At 52.8% G+C, this 20,005-nt stretch carries 23 protein-coding genes, 1 other RNA gene and 1 other annotated feature; of the genes, 11 read left to right on the forward strand and 13 right to left on the reverse strand.

Features of this window, described 5'->3' with window-relative positions:
* Positions 1 to 20 precede the first annotated feature (20 nt).
* From hemH to ACQE3Z_RS16315, 8 genes are all read right to left on the reverse strand, one after another.
* Positions 21 to 980: a ferrochelatase gene (gene hemH, locus ACQE3Z_RS16280; protein ID WP_426974599.1), complete on the reverse strand. Its 960-nt coding sequence runs from the start codon at positions 978 to 980 to the stop codon at positions 21 to 23.
* Between the two features lie 232 nt (positions 981 to 1,212).
* On the reverse strand, positions 1,213 to 1,857 hold the full coding sequence (gene adk / locus ACQE3Z_RS16285) for an adenylate kinase (RefSeq protein WP_426974600.1): 645 nt from the start codon (positions 1,855 to 1,857) through the stop codon (positions 1,213 to 1,215).
* Positions 1,858 to 2,106: 249 nt separating this feature from the next.
* Entirely contained in the window at positions 2,107 to 3,975 is a 1,869-nt protein-coding gene (gene htpG, locus ACQE3Z_RS16290) for a molecular chaperone HtpG (RefSeq protein ID WP_426974601.1), read from the reverse strand.
* Positions 3,976 to 4,078: 103 nt separating this feature from the next.
* Entirely contained in the window at positions 4,079 to 4,684 is a 606-nt protein-coding gene (gene recR / locus ACQE3Z_RS16295) for a recombination mediator RecR (RefSeq protein ID WP_085067683.1), read from the reverse strand.
* The gene (locus tag ACQE3Z_RS16300; RefSeq protein ID WP_085067684.1) at positions 4,684 to 5,013 is read right to left on the reverse strand and encodes a YbaB/EbfC family nucleoid-associated protein; all 330 of its coding nucleotides are present in this window, start codon (positions 5,011 to 5,013) and stop codon (positions 4,684 to 4,686) included. The genes recR and ACQE3Z_RS16300 overlap by 1 nt, the downstream gene beginning before the upstream one ends.
* Positions 5,014 to 5,067: 54 nt before the next feature.
* A complete protein-coding gene (dnaX, locus tag ACQE3Z_RS16305) occupies positions 5,068 to 7,011 on the reverse strand; it encodes a DNA polymerase III subunit gamma/tau (RefSeq protein ID WP_426974602.1) in 1,944 nt (647 codons plus the stop codon).
* Positions 5,665 to 5,726 (reverse strand) — a sequence feature (DnaX frameshifting element). (Overlaps the previous gene by 62 nt.)
* Before the next feature lie 79 nt (positions 7,012 to 7,090).
* On the reverse strand, positions 7,091 to 7,642 hold the full coding sequence (gene apt / locus ACQE3Z_RS16310) for an adenine phosphoribosyltransferase (protein ID WP_085067686.1): 552 nt from the start codon (positions 7,640 to 7,642) through the stop codon (positions 7,091 to 7,093).
* A gap of 207 nt (positions 7,643 to 7,849) precedes the next feature.
* Positions 7,850 to 8,227 carry a DUF454 family protein gene (locus tag ACQE3Z_RS16315; RefSeq protein ID WP_426974603.1) on the reverse strand — a complete coding sequence of 126 codons (378 nt, stop codon included), beginning with the start codon at positions 8,225 to 8,227 and terminating at the stop codon, positions 7,850 to 7,852.
* A 129-nt stretch (positions 8,228 to 8,356) separates the two neighbouring features.
* On the opposite strand from ACQE3Z_RS16315, the gene ACQE3Z_RS16320 reads away from it, so the two are divergent.
* On the forward strand, positions 8,357 to 8,599 hold the full coding sequence (locus ACQE3Z_RS16320) for a GlsB/YeaQ/YmgE family stress response membrane protein (RefSeq protein ID WP_426974604.1): 243 nt from the start codon (positions 8,357 to 8,359) through the stop codon (positions 8,597 to 8,599).
* 10 nt (positions 8,600 to 8,609) lie between these two features.
* On the forward strand, positions 8,610 to 8,765 hold the full coding sequence (gene rsmS / locus ACQE3Z_RS16325) for a pleiotropic regulatory protein RsmS (RefSeq protein ID WP_426974605.1): 156 nt from the start codon (positions 8,610 to 8,612) through the stop codon (positions 8,763 to 8,765).
* A gap of 7 nt (positions 8,766 to 8,772) precedes the next feature.
* Here rsmS and acrR read toward each other — a convergent pair whose 3' ends face one another.
* Positions 8,773 to 9,402, reverse strand: coding sequence for a multidrug efflux transporter transcriptional repressor AcrR (gene acrR, locus ACQE3Z_RS16330; RefSeq protein ID WP_426974606.1), 630 nt, complete (start codon positions 9,400 to 9,402; stop codon positions 8,773 to 8,775).
* A gap of 140 nt (positions 9,403 to 9,542) precedes the next feature.
* Here acrR and ACQE3Z_RS16335 point away from each other — a divergent pair, with 140 nt between their 5' ends.
* The 7 genes from ACQE3Z_RS16335 to ACQE3Z_RS16365 all read left to right on the forward strand — a co-directional run bounded on the left by ACQE3Z_RS16335 (position 9,543) and on the right by ACQE3Z_RS16365 (position 15,977).
* Complete coding sequence (locus tag ACQE3Z_RS16335) at positions 9,543 to 10,739, forward strand: efflux RND transporter periplasmic adaptor subunit (protein ID WP_426974607.1); 1,197 nt, start codon at positions 9,543 to 9,545, stop codon at positions 10,737 to 10,739.
* A gap of 17 nt (positions 10,740 to 10,756) precedes the next feature.
* Positions 10,757 to 13,906 carry an efflux RND transporter permease subunit gene (locus ACQE3Z_RS16340; RefSeq protein ID WP_426974608.1) on the forward strand — a complete coding sequence of 1,050 codons (3,150 nt, stop codon included), beginning with the start codon at positions 10,757 to 10,759 and terminating at the stop codon, positions 13,904 to 13,906.
* Between the two features lie 183 nt (positions 13,907 to 14,089).
* On the forward strand, positions 14,090 to 14,347 hold the full coding sequence (locus tag ACQE3Z_RS16345; protein ID WP_085067693.1) for a type B 50S ribosomal protein L31: 258 nt from the start codon (positions 14,090 to 14,092) through the stop codon (positions 14,345 to 14,347).
* A gap of 15 nt (positions 14,348 to 14,362) precedes the next feature.
* Complete coding sequence (gene ykgO, locus ACQE3Z_RS16350) at positions 14,363 to 14,503, forward strand: type B 50S ribosomal protein L36 (RefSeq protein WP_085067694.1); 141 nt, start codon at positions 14,363 to 14,365, stop codon at positions 14,501 to 14,503.
* A 345-nt stretch (positions 14,504 to 14,848) separates the two neighbouring features.
* Positions 14,849 to 15,202 carry a hypothetical protein gene (locus ACQE3Z_RS16355; RefSeq protein WP_426974609.1) on the forward strand — a complete coding sequence of 118 codons (354 nt, stop codon included), beginning with the start codon at positions 14,849 to 14,851 and terminating at the stop codon, positions 15,200 to 15,202.
* Between the two features lie 148 nt (positions 15,203 to 15,350).
* Positions 15,351 to 15,731, forward strand: coding sequence for an Hha toxicity modulator TomB (tomB, locus tag ACQE3Z_RS16360; protein WP_085067696.1), 381 nt, complete (start codon positions 15,351 to 15,353; stop codon positions 15,729 to 15,731).
* 27 nt (positions 15,732 to 15,758) lie between these two features.
* On the forward strand, positions 15,759 to 15,977 hold the full coding sequence (locus ACQE3Z_RS16365; protein ID WP_071883698.1) for an HHA domain-containing protein: 219 nt from the start codon (positions 15,759 to 15,761) through the stop codon (positions 15,975 to 15,977).
* A 39-nt stretch (positions 15,978 to 16,016) separates the two neighbouring features.
* On the opposite strand, the gene ffs is transcribed toward ACQE3Z_RS16365, so the two are convergent.
* An RNA gene (ffs, locus tag ACQE3Z_RS16370) (signal recognition particle sRNA small type) lies at positions 16,017 to 16,113 on the reverse strand.
* A 210-nt stretch (positions 16,114 to 16,323) separates the two neighbouring features.
* Here ffs and ACQE3Z_RS16375 point away from each other — a divergent pair.
* A complete protein-coding gene (locus ACQE3Z_RS16375) occupies positions 16,324 to 16,632 on the forward strand; it encodes an MGMT family protein (protein ID WP_426974610.1) in 309 nt (102 codons plus the stop codon).
* 30 nt (positions 16,633 to 16,662) lie between these two features.
* Here the strand turns inward: ACQE3Z_RS16375 and ACQE3Z_RS16380 are convergent, their stop codons facing one another.
* The gene (locus ACQE3Z_RS16380; protein ID WP_250652063.1) at positions 16,663 to 17,217 is read right to left on the reverse strand and encodes a YbaY family lipoprotein; all 555 of its coding nucleotides are present in this window, start codon (positions 17,215 to 17,217) and stop codon (positions 16,663 to 16,665) included.
* Between the two features lie 215 nt (positions 17,218 to 17,432).
* Here ACQE3Z_RS16380 and tesB point away from each other — a divergent pair, with 215 nt between their 5' ends.
* On the forward strand, positions 17,433 to 18,293 hold the full coding sequence (tesB, locus tag ACQE3Z_RS16385) for an acyl-CoA thioesterase II (protein WP_426974611.1): 861 nt from the start codon (positions 17,433 to 17,435) through the stop codon (positions 18,291 to 18,293).
* Positions 18,294 to 18,347: 54 nt separating this feature from the next.
* On the opposite strand, the gene amtB is transcribed toward tesB, so the two are convergent.
* Positions 18,348 to 19,631: an ammonium transporter AmtB gene (gene amtB / locus ACQE3Z_RS16390; protein WP_426974612.1), complete on the reverse strand. Its 1,284-nt coding sequence runs from the start codon at positions 19,629 to 19,631 to the stop codon at positions 18,348 to 18,350.
* 35 nt (positions 19,632 to 19,666) lie between these two features.
* On the reverse strand, positions 19,667 to 20,005 hold the full coding sequence (gene glnK, locus ACQE3Z_RS16395) for a P-II family nitrogen regulator (RefSeq protein WP_007886947.1): 339 nt from the start codon (positions 20,003 to 20,005) through the stop codon (positions 19,667 to 19,669).

The raw sequence follows: 20,005 nt of genomic DNA on the forward strand, positions 1-20,005 counted from the left end.
ACCACACTCCCCGCCGTTACTCAGCGATGCGCATTCACCAACGCCAGCATCATATCAATATGCTCAGCGTCATCATTCAGTGCCGGAATATATTCAAACTTTTCACCACCAGCATGCATAAAGAACTCACGGTTCTGTTCGCTGATCTCTTCCAGCGTCTCCAGACAGTCGGAAGAAAAGCCTGGGCTCATAATCTGAATATGGCGCACGCCTTTCGCCGGTAAGCCACGCATGGTTTCATCGGTATAGGGGGTCAGCCAGGGTTCACGGCCAAAACGTGACTGAAAGGTCATCATCACTTCGCTATCGCTCAGCCCAAGCGCACGCGTCAGCGCCTCAGTTGTATCGCGGCAGCGCTGCGGGTAGTCATCGCCTTCGTTGGCGAAACGCTGGGGAATACCGTGATAAGACATTACCAGCAGATCGGGCTTTCCATGCTGCGCGAAGGAGCGTTCAACCGATGCTTTCAGCGCGGCAATATAGGCCGGATGCTCAGCATAATCGCGAATAAAATGCACGTCTGGCATCGAACGATAGCCGGCGAAAACGCTGCTCAGACCATCCCAGACTGCCGCCACCGTTGAACAGGAGAACTGCGGATAGAGCGGCAGCACAATCAGGCGCGTTACGCCCTGCGCCATCAGACTATCGACCGCGCTTTTCAGGCTGGGATTGCCGTAGCTCATGCCCAGCTCAACGGGAATATCCAGCTTCGCGGCCAGCGCATTACGCTGGCGTTTACTGAATACCATCAGCGGCGAGCCCTCTTCCATCCATACCGACGCATACAGCTTTGATACGCGCGGAGAGCGGATCGGCAGAATGACGCCGTTCAGAATCGGCCACCAGAGCCAGCGCGGCGTATCCACTACACGCTTATCGCTGAGAAACTGTTTCAGGTAGCGTTTAACCGCTGGCGTGGTTGGCGCATCGGGCGTACCCAGGTTGACCAGCAAGACGCCGGGTTTATCTTGCCTCATCGTATATCCCTGTTTTTTCAAATGGATTAATTCGTTTTACGCGCTGATTTTACCCTGGCTGAGACAGATAAGCTCGCCGGAAAAACCTTTCCTTACAAGAGATGAAAACGCTTAGCGGCAAAGTATAGAGGATAGTGCGAAACAGGCAGAGAGAATGGGGAAACAGTGGCAGAAAGAAGATGAATCAGGAATATCCAGCGGATATTCCTGACAATGGAATCAACGCGGCGCGTTAGCCCAGAATTTTCGCCAGCTCAGCGCTGACTTCGGTCACTTTACGCGTACCGTCGATTTTATGGTACTGAGTATTACCCGCCTGCGCTTCCTGCTGATAATAAGCCACCAGCGGCTCGGTCATTTCATGGTATTCCACCAGGCGCTTACGAACCGTCTCTTCCTGATCGTCTTTGCGCATGGTCAGCTCTTCGCCGGTGATGTCGTCTTTGCCTTCCACCTTCGGCGGATTAAAAGTTACGTGATACACGCGGCCAGAAGGCGCATGAACGCGACGACCAACGATACGCTCAACGATCAGTTCGTCCGGCACATCAAATTCCAGTACGCAGTCAATCTTGATGCCAGCTTCTTTCATCGCATCAGCCTGCGGAATAGTGCGCGGGAAACCATCCAGCAGGAAACCGTTACGGCAATCGTCCTGGGCAATACGCTCTTTTACCAGCGCGATAACCAGATCGTCGGTAACCAGTTTGCCTTCATCCATAATGGCTTTCGCCTGTTTGCCCAGCTCCGTACCGGCTTTTACCGCCGCACGTAACATGTCGCCCGTGGAGATTTGCGGAATACCGTATTTCTCCATAATGAACTGAGCCTGTGTGCCCTTACCTGCGCCCGGAGCGCCGAGCAGAATAATACGCATTGCGTAAATCCCCTTGCGAATCGCTTTGATCTAACTGAGAAGGCCAAGAACATACCATTAAGCCCCGATCATCACAAGGAAACGGGTCTGGAAGCGGCTCTGGCGATAATGGGTGCGTTACCTGCGACTATCATTAACCGATTTATCCATAGGATCCAGCCTGACGGCAAGGAACCGCTGTTTTTCAGAATCAATGCCGTGGTAAAAAAGCCGGCGCACTGGCCGGCTTAACGCTTACGTTGATGATATTCAGGCCAGCAGCAGCTGGTTCATGCGACGAATAAACTGGTTCGGATCTTCCAGCGTACCGCGCTCAGCAAACAGTGCCTGATCGAGCAGCAGCTCAACCCATTCAGCAAAGCGCGCTTCCTCCTGCGTATCCGCCGCGCGTTTCACCAGCGCGTGATCCGGGTTCAGCTCAAAGATGTATTTCACATCCGGCACCGCCTGCCCGGCCGCTGCAAACAGCTTGGCCATCTGGGTGCTCATTTCATTGGCGTCGGTGGTCACGATAGCGGGCGTATCGGTCAGACGGTGCGTCAGACGTACCTCTTTCACCCGCTCGCCCAGCAGCGTTTTCACGCGATCAACAAACGGCTCCAGCGCCTTTTCCGCTTCTTTATGCGCTTCGTTCTCTTCGTCAGCCAGCTTATCCAGCGTTTCGTCCGCTTTGCTCACTGACTGGAAGGCTTTGCCATCGAACTCGGTCAGGTAGCTCATCATCCACTCGTCGATACGATCGGAGAGCAGCAGAACCTCAATGCCTTTCTTACGGAACAGCTCCAGATGCGGGCTACTTTTCGCTGCGGCATAGCTGTCGGCGGTGATGTAATAGATCTTCTCCTGCCCTTCCACCATGCGGCTGACATACTCTTCCAGCGAGACGGTTTGCGCCGCGCCTTCGCTGCTGGTGGTGGCAAAGCGCAGCAGTTTCGCGATCGCCTGCTGGTTCGCGTGATCTTCGGCCGGGCCTTCTTTCAGCACCAGACCAAACTCACTCCAGAACTGCTGATATTTTTCAGCATCATCTTTCGCCAGTTTATCCAGCATCTGCAGAACGCGTTTGGTTAGCGCGCTGCGCAGGTTTTGCGTAATGCGGTTATCCTGCAGAATTTCACGCGAGACGTTCAGCGGCAGATCGTTGGAGTCGATCAGGCCGCGCACAAAGCGCAGATAGTTCGGCATAAACTGCTCAGCGTCATCCATGATAAAGACGCGCTGAACATAAAGTTTCAGGCCATGTTTATGGTCGCGGTTCCACATATCCCACGGCGCGCGCGCCGGAATATAGAGCAGGCTGGTATATTCCTGTTTTCCCTCTACGCGGTTGTGGCTCCAGGTCAGCGGATCGCTAAAGTCATGAGCGATATGCTTATAGAATTCGTTGTACTCTTCATCGCTGACTTCCGCTTTGTTGCGGGTCCACAGCGCCTGCGCCTTGTTGATTTTTTCCCAGCTGGTGGTGTCGTTTTCTTCATCTTTGGTTTCGATCTCAACCGGCAGCGCGATGTGATCGGAATATTTACTGATGATACTGCGTACGCGCCAGCTGTCGAGGAACTCATCTTCACCTTCACGCAGATGCAACGTGATTTCAGTGCCGCGATCCGCCTTAGTCAGGTCATCAATGGTGTATTCGCCTTCGCCAGCAGATTCCCAGAACACACCCTCTTCCGGCGCGCTTCCCGCTGCGCGGGTACGTACGGTGACTTTATCGGCAACGATAAACGCAGAGTAAAAGCCGACGCCGAACTGACCAATCAGCTGGCTGTCTTTTGCCTGATCGGAGCCAAGCGACTCGAGGAAAGCTTTGGTGCCCGATTTAGCGATGGTACCGAGGTTCTCGATCACCTCATCGCGACGCATACCGATGCCGTTATCGCTCAGCGTCAACGTGCGGTTTTCCTTATCGACAGAAACCCGAACGCGCAGCTCGCCATCGCCTTCATACAGATCCGGCGTGGAAAGTGCGCGAAAGCGCAACTTATCCGCCGCATCCGAAGCGTTGGAAATCAGCTCGCGCAGAAAGATCTCTTTATTCGAATAGAGGGAATGGATCATCAGGTGCAGAAGCTGTTTAACTTCTGACTGGAAACCACGCGTCTCTTGTCCTTTCATGGTTTTGCTACCTCAACTGAAACAGGTTTATCGAACGTTGAGGAAGAGATGGGGATGGGAAAACTATTTTCAAGCTGGCACATGAGAATGTGCCAGCAAGTGGTCAGTATTTAATCTTATGGCGTCCGGCAAGCGAATGCGACAGCGTGGTGCCGTCAACCATTTCCAGCTCGCCGCCAACCGGCACGCCGTGCGCGATACGGCTGGCATCCACGCCGTACTGCGCACAAAGCCCGGCGATGTAGTTCGCCGTGGCTTCGCCTTCCACCGTGGGGTTGGTCGCCAGGATCACTTCCTGGATGGTCTCTTTTTCCAGCCGCTGTTCCAGCCTGTCCAGCCCAATATCATGCGGGCCGATGCCGTCCAGCGGTGAAAGATGCCCCATCAGCACAAAGTAACGTCCGGCAAACTGCCCGGTTTGCTCGATAGCATGGATATCTGCCGGGCTTTCTACCACGCAAATTTGCCCGTTTTGCTGGCGACGCGGGTTCGCGCAGATGGTGCAAATTTCCTGTTCGGTAAAGGTGTGGCAGTCCGTACAGTGACCAATCTCTGACATAGCGCGCGTCAGCGCCTGAGCCAGGCGCATGCCTCCGCTGCGATCGCGCTGCAATAGCTGAAACGCCATGCGCTGTGCTGATTTCGGGCCAACGCCCGGCAAACAGCGCAGCGCTTCCATTAGCGATTCCAGCAAAGGGCTGGTTTGCATCAGAACGGCATCTTAAAGCCCGGCGGCAGCTGCATGCCGGCGGAAACGGATGACATTTTCTCCTGCTGCGCTTCAGCAATACGGCGCGCCGCATCGTTGAAAGCCGCAGCGACCAGATCTTCCAGCATATCTTTGTCATCTTCCAGCAGGCTTGGATCCACCTCTACACGACGGCAGTTGTGTGCACCGTTAATGGTGACTTTAACCAGGCCAGCGCCAGATTCGCCGGTGACTTCCATTTCAGCAATCTCTTGCTGTACCTGCTGCATTTTGTCTTGCATCTGCTGGGCCTGTTTCATCAGGTTACCCAAACCGCCTTTACCAAACATAGCGTTCTCTCTTTTTGCTCGGGCCGCGTAAGCCGTTACCGGTTATGCGGCGATTCAAACGGGGCGAATACTCTCCTCATCCAGATCGGCGTCAAAAAAACGACGCAGCGTCTGAATATGGCTATCCGCAATGATGGACTGACGCGCCTGCGCCAGTTTTTCTTCATAAATCTTCTGACGCCACTCCAGAGGCGTCAATATCGCAGGATTATCATCTTCAATGATAGTCAATTCAACCGACTTACCGCTGGCATTGCTTAATGCTTCGGTTAATACCTGCTGTGCTGAAGTAGAGTTAAGATGACGCTGGCTGCTGCGTAAATGCAGGCAAATCCCCTGCGCCGTCTCCTCTTTCCAGGCGTTGAGCGCCAGCTGCTGCACCAGTTTCGGCAATGTCAGCGTGGCGATCTCAGCGGCCCAGGCGTCGCGCTCCAGCGCCTCCTCAGCCAGTCTGGCGGCCAGCTCCGGCGTTTTTTCATGCTCCAGTGCGGAACGCAGCGCCTTCGGCGTCGCTACCTGCGGCGCTTCGCTTTCGGCTACCGTATTTTGCGCTTTCCAGCGGTAGGCCTCTTTTTTCGCTGGCGCTGCCGGTTCTGCCGCTGGTCGTCTGGCGGCGCGCTCCGTTACCTGAGCGAGACGTTCCAGCGCCGAGCCTGCCGGCCGCGCACTTAGCGCTGCCGGCTCACTCTTTTTTGTTTTGGTTGCTCCCTGCTGGCGCAATAGTTGAGTACGCGCCTGCAGTAGCTGGCTGGTTGTGTCGGGCAGAGGCGTCTCCGGCGCGCCAGAGGCGGGTGCCGGCTGCGGTTGCGCTGCTTCCGGAGCGGAAAACGCGGCGGCAGCGGCGGAAGGCGGCGTTTGTACATTAGGCTGCGGCGACATCACCGGTCGCGTGACCGGCTCGGCGATCTCTACCTGCGGGTGAAAAGCCAGCGCGCGCAGCAGCGCCATTTCTACGCCCATACGGCGATCGGGCGCCAGCGGCAGTTCTTTACGCCCCATCAGAATGGTTTGGTAATAGAGTTGCACATCGGCTGGCGGAACCACGCGCGCCAGTTCACGCAGGCGCTGCTCCACTGCCGCATACTCTTCGCTAAGCGCTGAAGGCAGCAGTTGGATCATGGCGATACGGTGCAGCAGACGCAGCATCTCCACCAGCAGCGCTTCCCATTCAACGCCACGGCTGGCCGCCTGTTGCAGCAGCGACATGGTTTGCTGACCATCGGCGGCGGCTAATGCCTCGATTAACGCCAGCGGCTGCTCGTCATCCAGCGTGCCCAGCATCGCGGCGACGCTTTCAGTGGTAACCTGCCCTTCGCCGCTGGCAATCGCCTGATCGGTCAGACTCAGCGCATCGCGCATACTGCCGTCCGCCGCACGCGCCAGCAGCTGCAATGCGCGCAGCTCCGCAGTGATATTTTCCTGCTCCAGCACATATTCCAGCTGCTGTCGGATTTGATCGACATCCAGCGCTTTGAGATGGAATTGCAGGCAACGGGAAAGTATGGTCACCGGCAGCTTTTGCGGATCGGTGGTGGCCAACAGGAATTTAACGTGCGCTGGCGGCTCTTCAAGGGTTTTCAGCAGTGCGTTAAAGCTGTGACGCGACAGCATATGCACTTCATCGATCAAGTAGACCTTAAAGCGACCGCGCGCGGGCGCGTACTGCACGTTGTCCAGCAGATCGCGGGTGTCTTCAACTTTAGTTCGCGAGGCGGCATCGATTTCAATCAGATCGACAAAGCGACCCTGTTCGATTTCGCGGCAGTTATCGCAAACGCCGCAGGGCGTGGCGGTGATACCGGTTTCGCAGTTGAGCCCTTTGGCCAGCAAACGCGCAATGGTGGTTTTCCCGACGCCTCGGGTGCCGGAAAAAAGATAAGCGTGGTGGATTCGTCCCAGCGACAAACCGTTCGCCAGCGCAGTCAAAACATGCTCCTGACCAACGACATCGGAAAACGCTTGTGGACGCCACTTGCGGGCAAGGACCTGATAACTCATTCGTTCACAAGATGTGTTGAAAACCAGTGGGACATGCTAACACAGCCCCGCCGCTACGGCGAGGCTGAAGGCGGGAAACTCAGTGGCCCGGGAAGGCGACCAGGCTGTAGCAATCAATACCCAGCGCGTTAAGGCGGGCTTCGCCGTTCAAATCGAACAGGTTGATCACAAAGGCGGCGTCTTTCACTTCACCACCGGCGCGGCGGATAAGCTTAGCGGTCGCTTCAATGGTGCCGCCGGTAGCCAGCAGATCGTCCACCACCAGCACCACATCGCCTGGCTTAATCGCATCGCGATGCAGTTCAAGCTGGTCGCTGCCATATTCCAGATCGTAGGTTTCGCTATAGGTTTCCCGCGGCAGTTTGCCCGGCTTACGCACCGGCACGAAGCCAACGCCCAGACCCAGCGCTACCGGCGCGCCAAACAGGAAGCCACGCGCCTCGGTACCCACTACCTTGGTAATTCCCCGATCGCGGAAGCGTTCAATGAACAGATCAATCGTTGTGGCGAAAGCGCGCGGATCTTCCAGCAGACTGGTAACATCACGAAACAGGATACCCGGTTTCGGATAGTCCGGAACGCTTTTAATACTGTCTTTAAGAAATTCAAGCTGCTGTGCAGTCGCGGTCATAATGTTATGCCTGGTGAATACTAAACTGACTCGCGCAGCCTCGCTTTACGCTGACGGATAATTCCGCAGACGAAAAATAAGGAAATCAGGGAAGCCACGCACGAAAACGAACAAATCTAAGCAAACCGCAGGACAAATGCAACTCTGTTTGCCATGCTGGCAGTTTAAGTGTTTGAAAATCGATAAGGTAAAAAGTCAATTTATGCCTTAACCCTCGGTTTTATCCCCTGCAACCACCGGCATCCGCCACATAAACAGCAGCAGCGCCGCTAACATACAGAGCAGCATAATCCGCAGCCAGAAGATTTTCACCAGCCAGATTGAAATGGCGAAGGTACAGATAATAAGCACTATGGCGCGCGGTTTTACGCCCGGTGGCAGCGCACGGTATTGCTGCCAGTGACGCAGATACACGCCAAACCAGGAGCGATACAACAGCCATTGATGAAAGCGTGGCGAAGAACGGGCAAAGCACCAGGCAGCCAGTAAAATAAACGGCGTGGTCGGCAGCAGCGGTAAAACCACACCCAGCGTGCCCAGCACGATCGCCAACCAGCCAATAATCAGTAAGATGATACGCTGCATGCCCTGTCCCGTGAAAAAACTACCGGGATCACTTTATCACAGCCCGCGAGCTGTGCTGCAGCCGCTGACAGGCTATTTTATCTATTGTTATTTACAGGTTTAAAATTGGCGCTTAATAAGGACATCAATATGGGACTGTTATCCTGGCTGGTTGTGGGTCTGTTGGTTGGTTTGACAGCAAGCAAATTGATGTCAGGGCGCGGCAGCTGGCTGCCAACGTTGGTTTTAGCGACCATTGGCGCCCTGGTCGGCGGCTATGTTAGCGTGTATTTTAACTGGGGCACGCTGGCCAGCCTGCATCCGCGCGCGCTGTTGCTGGCGCTGACGGGTGCATTACTGCTGACGGCGGTTGCACGGGTTATACGACGTTAAGGAGCACAATATGTCGCTGGAAAGCGCCTCTGATGAGATAAAACTGGCGGTGGATCTGATTATGCTGCTGGAACAAAACGAGATCCCGCCAGAAACCGTGCTGGCAGCGCTGGAGATTGTGCGCCGTGATTTTGAAAAAAAACAGCAATTTTCTGTACTTAGCTAAGGGCGGGCTAACTGAGATTGGGGCTGGTTTTTAGCATATCAATCAGCGTTTCCACCAGGATCGGCGCATCCTGTTCAATATCGAAACTCTCTGGCATAAACAACCAGTTTTCGACAATGCCGGTAACATAGCCGCGGATCACAATCGTCGCCCGCCGCATATTAAGCTCAGCGGGCAGTTGTCCGGCCTTGATGCAGTGGCTCAGGGACTGCTCTATCTTTTCGTAACATTCCAGATAGAGGTTCTGCTGCATAATCTGTAACGGCAGCATTTCACCCACAAATTCACATTTATGGAAAATAATTTCCAGCAGTGAGCGCCGCCGTTTGTCGCGCGCTGGCGCTTCAAAAACATAACGCAGCATGGCGCGCATCACAGAAAGTGGATCGTCTGGGTATTTTGCCTGATACTCTTGCTCAACGTCCTCCAGGCCAGTCTCAGACTGCGCCCAGATCTCATTCAGTAGATCGGTCTTGTTTTTAAAATGCCAGTAGATAGCGCCACGCGTTACGCCAGCCGCGGTGGCAATATCAGCAAGCGAGGTCGCCGAAACACCGAATTCCGAGAAGCGTTCAATGGCGGCATCAATAATTTGATGTCGTGTTTCAAGGGCTTGCTGTTTGGTTTTTCGTGCCATAGTGAGTGCTTTTACCAAGCGGCAGATTTACATACATTTGCGAATGTATGTACCATAGCATGACCATAATTTAAACGCAGCAATGGCTCAACGGTTTGTGATCCATTGACCAATCGATATCGAACACTCGAGGTTGATTTATGAAAAATAACAGAGGGTTAACGCCTCTGGCGGCCGCCCTGATGCTTTCAGGCAGCTTTTTGCTTACAGGATGTGATGATAAGTCCGAACAGGCAGGCCAACAGCAGCAGGCGCCGGAAGTTGGTGTAGTAACGCTGAAAAGCGAACCGTTGAAAATTACCACGGAGCTACCGGGCAGGACCTCCGCCTATCGCGTGGCGGAAGTACGTCCGCAAGTTTCAGGCATTATTTTGAAACGTAATTTTGTGGAAGGCACCGATATTAAGGCTGGCGAATCGCTGTACCAGATCGACCCTGCGCCTTATCAGGCCGCTTATAACAGTGCCAAAGGCGATCTCGCCCAGGCGCAGGCCAATGCCCAAATTGCCGCCGTCACGGTAAAACGTTATCAGCCGCTTCTGGGTACGAAATATATCAGCCAGCAGGATTACGACCAGGCGATGGCCACGCAGAGCCAAACGGCCGCCGCAGTAGCCGTCGCTAAAGCTAACGTGGAGACGGCGCGCATCAATCTGGCCTACACCAGGGTTACCTCTCCTATTAGTGGCCGTATCGGTAAATCGTCTGTTACCGAAGGCGCGCTGGTGCAGACCGGGCAAACCAATGCGCTGGCGACCGTACAGCAGCTTGATCCAATGTATGTCGACGTGACCCAGTCCAGCGATGAATATCTGCGCTTGCGTAACGAACTGGAGTCGGGCCAGTTAAAGCAAACCGACGGCAAAGCCAATGTAACGCTGATGATGCCTGATGGTACCGAATATCAGCATCCAGGTACCCTGGAATTCTCTGATGTTACCGTTGATGAGACAACCGGCTCGATTACGCTGCGTGCGGTGTTCCCAAACCCGGATCATCGTCTACTGCCGGGTATGTTTGTTCGTGCGCGTCTGGAAGAAGGCACCAATCCAAACGCTATCCTGGTTCCGCAACAGGCGGTAACCCGCACGCCAACCGGTCAGGCAACGGTAATGGTGGTGGGCCAGGATAATAAAGTGGCCATGCGTAACGTGACCGCTCAGCAGGCAATTGGTGATAAGTGGCTGGTAACCCAGGGCGTACAGGCTGGCGATCGCGTGATTTCGGTCGGCATTCAACGTGCAAAACCTGGCGCACAAGTCACGCCACAGGAAGTAACAGATGATGCGAAAGCGAAGCAGCAGTCGCAACAGCAATCTGAAAAACCTCAGTCTTAAACAGGAGCCACTGATACATGGCTAAGTTCTTTATCGATCGCCCCATATTTGCGTGGGTAATCGCCATCATTATCATGCTGGCGGGTGCGCTATCGATTCTTAAGCTGCCGATTGAGCAATATCCAAACGTTGCTCCCGTAGCGATACAGATTAACGCAAACTATCCAGGTGCGGATGCTAAAACGCTGCAGGACTCGGTAACGCAGGTTATTGAGCAGAACATGAACGGTATTGATGGATTGATGTATATGTCCTCCAATAGCGATTCATCCGGCTCGCTGCAGCTGACCCTCTCTTTCCAGTCGGGTACTAATGCCGATATCGCCCAGGTGCAGGTACAGAATAAACTGCAGCTGGCGATGCCGCTTCTGCCGCAGGAAGTTCAGCAGCAGGGTATCCAGGTTGAAAAATCCTCCAGCAGCTTCCTGATGGTAGCGGGCTTTGTGAGTGAAGATGGCAGCATGACGCAGAACGATATTGCGGACTTTGTCTCTTCAAACATCAAAGACCCTATCAGCCGTACCACCGGCGTGGGCGATACCCAGCTGTTTGGTGCGCAGTACGCCATGCGTATCTGGATGGACCCGCATAAGCTGAATAATTATCAGCTGACGCCGGTTGACGTGGTGAATGCGATTTCTACGCAGAACGCCCAGGTCGCGGCCGGTCAGTTGGGCGGTACGCCGCCGGTGAAAGGTCAACAGCTTAATGCCTCAATCATCGCGCAAACGCGTCTGACCTCCACGGAAGAGTTCGGTAAGATCTTACTGAAAGTAAATTCGGATGGATCTCAGGTTCGTCTGCGTGATGTGGCAACCATTGAACTGGGCGGTGAGAACTATGAAATCATCGCACGCTTTAACGGCCAGCCCGCTTCCGGTCTCGGTATTAAGCTGGCAACCGGTGCTAACGCGCTGGATACTGCCGAAGCGGTAAAAGCTGAGCTGGCGCGTCTTTCGCCCACTTTCCCTGCCGGGTTGAAAGTGGTTTACCCTTATGACACCACACCGTTTGTTAAAATCTCTATCTTTGAGGTGGTAAAAACGCTGTTTGAAGCGATTTTGCTGGTGTTCCTGGTCATGTATTTGTTCCTGCAAAACTTCCGCGCCACGCTTATCCCAACGATTGCGGTGCCGGTGGTTCTGTTAGGGACCTTCGCCATTATTAATGCGTTCGGCTACTCGATAAACACCCTGACGATGTTCGGGATGGTGTTGGCTATCGGCTTGCTGGTGGATGACGCCATCGTGGTGGTAGAGAACGTCGAACGCGTTATGGCTGAAGAAGGGCTGTCGCCAAAAGAAGCGACGCGTAAATCGATGGGACAGATCCAGGGCGCGCTGGTAGGTATTGCGCTGGTGCTCTCCGCCGTGTTTGTTCCTATGGCCTTCTTTGGTGGCTCGACCGGGGTTATCTATCGTCAGTTCTCCATTACGATTGTTTCTGCAATGGTGCTGTCGGTGATTGTGGCATTGATCCTGACTCCGGCGCTCTGCGCCACCATGCTGAAGCCGATCAAAAAAGGCGATCACGGCAAAACCACCGGTTTCTTCGGTTGGTTTAACCGCCTGTTTGATAAGAGCACTAACCACTATGTGGATAGCGTTGGGCATATCGTACGCAGTACCGGTCGTTATCTGCTGCTTTATCTGCTGATTGTAATCGGCATGGCCGTGCTGTTTATGCGTCTGCCTACCTCGTTCCTGCCGGAAGAGGACCAGGGTCTGCTGTTGGCCCAGGCTCAGTTACCCGCAGGCGCAACGCAGGAGCGTACGCAGAAGGTGCTGGATGAGGTCACTCACTATTTCCTGACCAAAGAGAAAGCCAGCGTTGAGTCGGTGTTTACCGTTAACGGCTTCGGCTTTGCTGGTCGCGGACAAAACACCGGTATCGCCTTCGTCAGCCTTAAGCCGTGGGAAGAGCGTGGCGGCGCAGAAAACAAGGTGCCAGCCATTGCAGGTCGCGCCATGCAGGCGCTCAGCTCAATTAAAGATGCCATGGTTATTCCGTTTAACCTGCCGGCAATTATCGAGCTGGGTAACGCCACCGGTTTCGACTTTGAACTGATCGATCAGGCTAACCTGGGTCATGACAAACTTATGCAGGCGCGTAATCAGCTGCTGGGCATGGTGGCACAGCATCCTGATACGTTAGTGGGTGTACGTCCCAACGGTCTGGAAGATACGCCGCAGTACAAGCTGACGGTTGATCAGGAAAAGGCACAGGCGCTGGGCGTTTCCATTTCCGATATCAACACCACGCTGGGCGCTGCCTGGGGTGGCTCGTACGTTAACGACTTTATCGATCGCGGCCGCGTGAAAAAAGTCTATGTGATGGGTAAAGCCGATTCACGTATGCTGCCGGACGATATCAATAAATGGTACGTGCGCGCGTCTAACGGTGATATGGTGCCCTTCTCTGCCTTCTCTTCAGCGCAGTGGCAGTATGGTTCGCCGCGCCTGGAACGCTATAACGGCCTCCCGGCCATGGAAATTCTGGGACAGGCGGCACCAGGCCGCAGCTCGGGTGATGCCATGGCATTGATGGAGGAGTTAGCTTCACAGCTGCCGCAGGGTATTGGCTATGACTGGACCGGTATGTCCTATCAGGAACGCCTTTCCGGCAACCAGGCACCTGCGCTCTACGCCATTTCACTGATTGTGGTGTTCCTGTGTCTGGCAGCGCTCTATGAGAGTTGGTCAATTCCGTTCGCCGTTATGCTGGTAGTGCCGTTAGGGGTGATTGGTGCCCTGATCTTCACTACGCTGCGCGGTCTGAGTAACGACGTCTACTTTGTGGTAGGCCTGTTAACTACCGTGGGGCTATCAGCGAAGAACGCGATATTGATTGTTGAATTTGCCAAAGATCTAATGGAAAAAGAAGGGAAAGGACTGGTGGAAGCGACGCTGGAAGCAACCCGTATGCGTCTGCGTCCTATCCTGATGACCTCTCTGGCATTCATCCTCGGCGTATTGCCGCTGGCTATCAGTACTGGCGCAGGTTCTGGCGCGCAGAACGCGGTAGGTACCGGCGTCATGGGCGGCATGGTAACGGCGACTGTGCTGGCTATCTTCTTTGTTCCTGTGTTCTTTGTGGTGGTGCGTCGCCGCTTCAGCAAACATAAGGAAGAGCTGGAACAGGGCCATCCTGTAGAACACCAGCATTAATAATGCGTTAACCAGAGGCCACTTTATGTGGCCTCTTTTTTTACCTGGTTCATCCCCTGCCCAGGCTGTTATCCCTCGCGGTTCACTTCATCTTCTGTGCGGCAGCATCGACCCGTTGCATAACGCAAATGAAAGGCGCATAATTAATTTATGTTATGATATAACATATCAAAAGGAGCCGCTATGAAACCGGGTATTCATCCCCATTACCGTACCGTCGTTTTTCACGACACCAGCGTCGATCACTACTTTAAAACAGGTTCGACGATTAAAACCGACCGGACAATTGAAATCGACGGTGAAACTTTCCCCTATGTTGCGCTGGATGTCTCTTCTGCTTCGCATCCACATTATACGGGCAAGCAAAAAGACTACAGCCGTGAAGGAAGCTCAGCGCGCTTTAATCAACGTTATGGCCGTTTTTTCGGCAAAAATGATTAAGGAGAAAAAGGGGTTATGAAAGTTTTAAGCTCGTTACGCGCGGCTAAACAGCGTCACAAGGACTGCAAGATAGTTCGCCGGCACGGTCGCGTATATGTCATTTGCAAAAGTAATCCGCGCTTCAAAGCCGTTCAGGGCGGTAAGAAAAAACGTTAAACAGGTAGCAGGCTGGCGATTACGCTGGCCTGATACTTTTTTTGCTCAATCGCTTTTTATTCTCTGCTTTTCATCACGCTAAACAGCAATCAACCACTGCGGCTTAAACCATAGCTGTAGGAAAATTGTATCCTTTTATGTCAATAAAGTAGCTTGATTGGGCTATCGCTTTGCTCTAAATTTATAAAATTCAACGAAGTAAGTTTACATCAGTTAAACATTAGCCTGTAAAAGCATGACATTTACTGGCATAAATTTAGGCTGAATATTAATTAACCCTGCTTGTCTTCTGGCATACTTAATCTCATTCTTATCCTAAGTCTGGATACGCTCAGCGGAGGTAAAGTGAGAAAAATTATCCCGTGCGATATTTTGCAAGATGAGAGAAACCCGCTAAAATTAAAAAGTCTAATCCTACAGAATATTCCCAAAATAGAAAAAATGCTGATCGGCGACCTGCAATGGTATTCACAGAATGCGCTTTTTGTTCCGGGATCGGTTAAGATTATTTCTGTAGAGCCAATAAATGATGAAAGATATAAACTGTACTATCAGTTCGACTGGAATGTATTCAATGCTTGTCTTGACATTAATCAGACAGAATCCCAACGGGAAAGCGTTGAGTTTGAGGTAATTCCTGGCGCACTGGCCTTTAATTTTATTGATGATACGCGCCCTTCCACCGCTGATGAACTTTAAATTTACTCATACCTTATCTGAAAAGAGCAAGCTTACGTTATATTTACCTTGTCTGATCAACTAACGAATCTTAATATTAACCCTATAGTACGGTGCTTTTTTCACTGTTTCGCATGCAGACAATGGTCGATGTATGGAGGGAAAAAAGATGGACGAATACTCACCGAAACGGCATGATATTGCCCAGTTGAATTTCTTGTGTGAAAATCTGTACGACGAAAGTATGGCAACGTTAGGTGACAGCCATCATGGCTGGGTTAATGATCCTACGTCCGCTTCTAATTTACAACTGAATGATCTGATTGAACATATTGCTTCATTCACTATGAATTATAAAATTAAGCATGCTGAGGATGAGGATCTCATTGTTCAAATAGATGATTACCTCGATGATACCTTTATGCTTTTCAGTAATTACGGCATCAATGTTCAGGATCTACAACGCTGGCAGCGTTCCGCCAGACGTTTGTTTAACCTTTTCGCAGAAGAGTGCGCTCAGCTTCCTTTACAGCCAAGCCATTCATTTTAGCAACCGTTAATTTATTATGGTTTAACCATGACAGAAAAAATTATGACCAAGACTGACTATCTAATGCGCTTAAGACGTTGCCGATCCATTGATACACTTGAGCGTGTTATTGAAAAGAATAAATATGAATTACCTGATGATGAACTGGCTGTTTTTTATTCTGCTGCGGATCATCGTTTGGCTGAATTAACAATGAATAAGCTGTACGATAAAGTCCCAGTATCAGTATGGAAATATGTACGCTAAATAGATGAGGAATAACGGGATGGATAAAAATGGTGGGGGCCCTGCCAGCTACATCCCGGCACACGCGTCACCTGCTGCGGCTGCTTCCTTCCGGACCTGACCGAGTTCACAAGTTAGCGTTGCGGGAGAACCAACAGGGCCCCCATTGACGTGCTCCGTTACAGAGCGAAGGCATTATCAATGATGCCTGGGGTAAATGCAAGCCGCAGGCCCTCAACCGTTGTTTTATTAAACAACCCTCCGTTTTTCTTGAGTATTTTCTCTCATGGCAGTGTTACCGCTTTGGCATATTTCTTTGCATGCTGCTTTTTGCGAGGATAAGCACAAACCTAAAGCAGGAGCCGCTATGGAAAATGACTCTTTCTCTCAGCGTGTGATACAGGTTATCGCCGCTATTCCCTTTGGCACCGTTGCTACCTATGGCGATGTGGCGCGCATGGCCGGCTCGCCACGTGCAGCGCGTCAGGTTGGCGGATTATTAAAGCGTCTGCCTGCCGATAGTCGCCTGCCCTGGTATCGGATTATTAACCGCCACGGACAGATATCCCTGCAAGGGGATGATTTGCTGCGGCAGCGTGATGCGCTGGAAGCGGAAGGAATTGAAATCAGCGATGCCGGAGAGGTTGATTTGGCGCGTTACCGATGGCAATGGTAAGGCCAGCAACGCTGGCCCCCATAAACATATTTAGAAACTGGTTGGTGCAGGTATTGATGAGGATGGCGTAACCTGAGTCGGCGACGTAGACGGAACGGTTGTCGCTGCGCCACTGCGGGTCGGCATAGCAACCGATGTAGCCGGAACCAGGGTTAAGTCGATTTTTGTTCCGCCACTATTGATTGCCGGTTTAACCGATTCGGTCATAAAAATAACCTTATTATCCTGAGTAATCGCTGCGCTTAAGAGAATGCGCGCGTCAGGCTGAATATCGGCCGGGTTAAAAGGCAAAGTAAAACGGAAAGGCGCCTGTTTACCCTCGGTAAGAACCACGCGCTGCGCCAGCACTTTGGCCGGAGCGTTCGCCAGGGATGCGTCTGAAAGGGTTACCGTTAATGCTGCATCCGGCGGTAACGCCACTTTTTGCCGGATATAGATGGAACCGCTCACGTTGGGTTGGGCAATAACGGGTTGTCCTGCTAACTCTGCGCCCGGCGTGGGAACAGGAATATTTGCACTTTTATCTGCACAACCTGCAAGGGCAACGGCCAGCGCTGCTCCGCTCATTACATGCCAGAATTTCATTGATAACCTCTCCTTCTGATCAATGTCGTGTCGGCGACAAATTGGCCGAAACAGCTATAAGACGCTGTATGTGCTTAATTCTGGCACAGGATCCGCTTTTTTGCCTGGCGACTGCCGGGTTCATTTTTATTAACTGAACCTTTAGCGTCTGGCACAGTTGCAGGAGCTGGTCGGATCTCGCAAACTAAAGCGGTAATGTTATTGAGGAACATCTGATGAGCCAGGCATTAAAAAATCTCCTTAACCTGTTGCAGCTGGAGAAACTTGAGGAAGGCCTGTTTCGCGGCCAAAGCGAGGATTTAGGTCTGCGCCAGGTTTTTGGCGGGCAGGTCGTGGGACAGGCGCTGCATGCCGCCAAGCACACCGTGCCTGTGGAAAGGAATATCCATTCTTTCCACAGCTATTTTCTGCGACCGGGCGATAGCCAGAAAGCGATTATTTATGATGTCGAAACGCTGCGGGATGGCCACAGCTTCAGCGCGCGCCGCGTTGCCGCTATTCAAAATGGCCAACCTATCTTTTACATGACCGCCTCCTTCCAGGCACCGGAAAGCGGCTTTGAACATCAAAAACCGATGCCTGATGTTTCCGGTCCGGAGGGACTGCCCAGCGAAACGGAGATTGCCCAGCGGCTGGCCGACATGATCCCGGAAAAGGTGCGCGCAAAGTTCCTTGCCGAAAAGCCATTAGATATCCGCCCGGTAACCTTCCACAATCCGTTAAAAGGTCATGTCGATGCGCCAACGCGCCAGGTGTGGCTACGCGCTAACGGTGCAATGCCTGATGACGCGCGTATCCATCAATATTTGCTGGGCTACGCTTCCGATCTGAACTTTCTTCCGGTTGCGTTACAGCCTCACGGCAAAGGTTTTCTGGAGCCAGGTATGCAGGTTGCCACCATCGATCACTCTATGTGGTTTCACCGTGCGGTGGATTTGAATCAGTGGCTGTTATACAGCGTAGAAAGCACGTCGGCTTCCGGGGCGCGCGGCTTTGTACGTGGAGAGTTTTATACCCAGGAAGGCGTGTTAGTTGCTTCCACGGTGCAGGAAGGCGTAATGCGTCAGCGCAGTTGATACCATGAAAAAGGACGATACCGGGTATCGTCCTTTTCTTTTATTTAATGTCGATTACTGATTATAAGCATTCTCGCCGTGGCTGTTAACATCAAGCCCTTCACGCTCCTGCTCTTCCGGCACACGCAGTCCTACCAGCATGTCCGCGACTTTGAAACCTATAAAGGCTACCACGCCGGTCCAGATGATTGTTAAAATCACACTAAACAGCTGTACCCAAATCTGATGGCCCATGGAGACGCCCTCAGCGTAACCCACGCCGCCCAGTGAAGAGGAGGCGAAAACGCCGGTGAGGATGCAGCCAATAATGCCGCAAACACCGTGTACGCCGAACACATCGCACGGGTCATCCACGCGCAGCCATTTTTTCAGGACAGTGACGCCCCACAGGCCGCCGAGACCGCCAATCAGACCAATCAGCAGCGCACCGCCAACGCCAACGTAGCCACAGGCAGGCGTAATCGCTACCAGACCTGCGATAAAGCCGGAGCTGGCACCAAGCAGCGAAGGCTTTCCACGCAGCGCCCATTCGCCAAAGGTCCAGGAGAGTACGGCACCCGCTGTGGCTACCACGGTGTTCAGGAAAGCCAGCGCAGCAATCTCGTTGGCCGCCGCCGCTGAGCCGGCGTTAAAACCAAACCAGCCAACATAGAGGATCGCCGTGCCGGTAAATACCATCGGCAGGTTATGCGGTTTAAATGCCTCTTTGCCAAAGCCTGCGCGTTTACCTACCAGGTAAGCACCAACCAGGCCGGCAACGGCGGCGTTGATATGAACCACGGTTCCGCCTGCAAAATCGAGCGCGCCATCCTGCGCCAGGAAGCCGCCCGCCCAGACCATATGGGCAATAGGCAGGTAAGCCAGCGTCAGCCAGATAACCACAAAGATCAGTACGGCTGAGAAGCGAATGCGCTCGGCAATAGAGCCAACAATCAGTCCAACGGTAATACAGGCGAAAGAGGCCTGAAAGACCACGTGAATGTATTGATAAATGGTGCCGCTTAATGCCGTCAGGCTGATATTTTTCAGCATTAGCCACTCCAGGCCACCGAAAAAGGCGTTACCTTCGCTAAATGCCAGAGAGTAGCCATACAGCACCCAGATTACGCACACCATAGCGAAGGTCACAGAGACCTGCGTCAGCAGTGACAGAACGTTTTTAGCGCGGATCAGGCCACCATAAAAGAGCGCTATCCCGGGAATTGTCATAAACAGCACCAGCGCGGTGCAAATCATCATAAAGGCGTTATCCGCCTTATCCGCAACGGCAGGCGCCGCCATCGCCAGCGATGGTAACAGCGCCAGGCCAGCGAGGCCTTTGGTCATTAATTTATTCATTTTATTCCATCCCATCACAAGTTACCGAACCCGACTTAAAGAGCGGCTTCGTCAGTTTCACCGGTGCGAATACGGATAACGCGTTGCAGCTCAGCAACAAAAATTTTGCCGTCGCCAATTTTGCCGGTATAGGCCGCCTTACTGATCACATCCACTACTTCATCCAGTTGATCGTCAGCAATGGCGATATCGATTTTGACTTTCGGCAGAAAATTCACGCTATATTCAGCGCCACGATAGAGTTCAGCGTGGCCTTTTTGACGACCAAATCCCTTAACCTCTGTGACGGTCAATCCCTGGATGCCGATAGAAGAGAGCGCTTCGCGCACATCCTCCAGTTTGAATGGCTTGATGACAACGGTAACCAGCTTCAT

Origin of the sequence: Pantoea sp. FN0307, from assembly GCF_050113815.1 — a bacterium.
Lineage (GTDB): Bacteria > Pseudomonadota > Gammaproteobacteria > Enterobacterales > Enterobacteriaceae > Mixta > Mixta alhagi.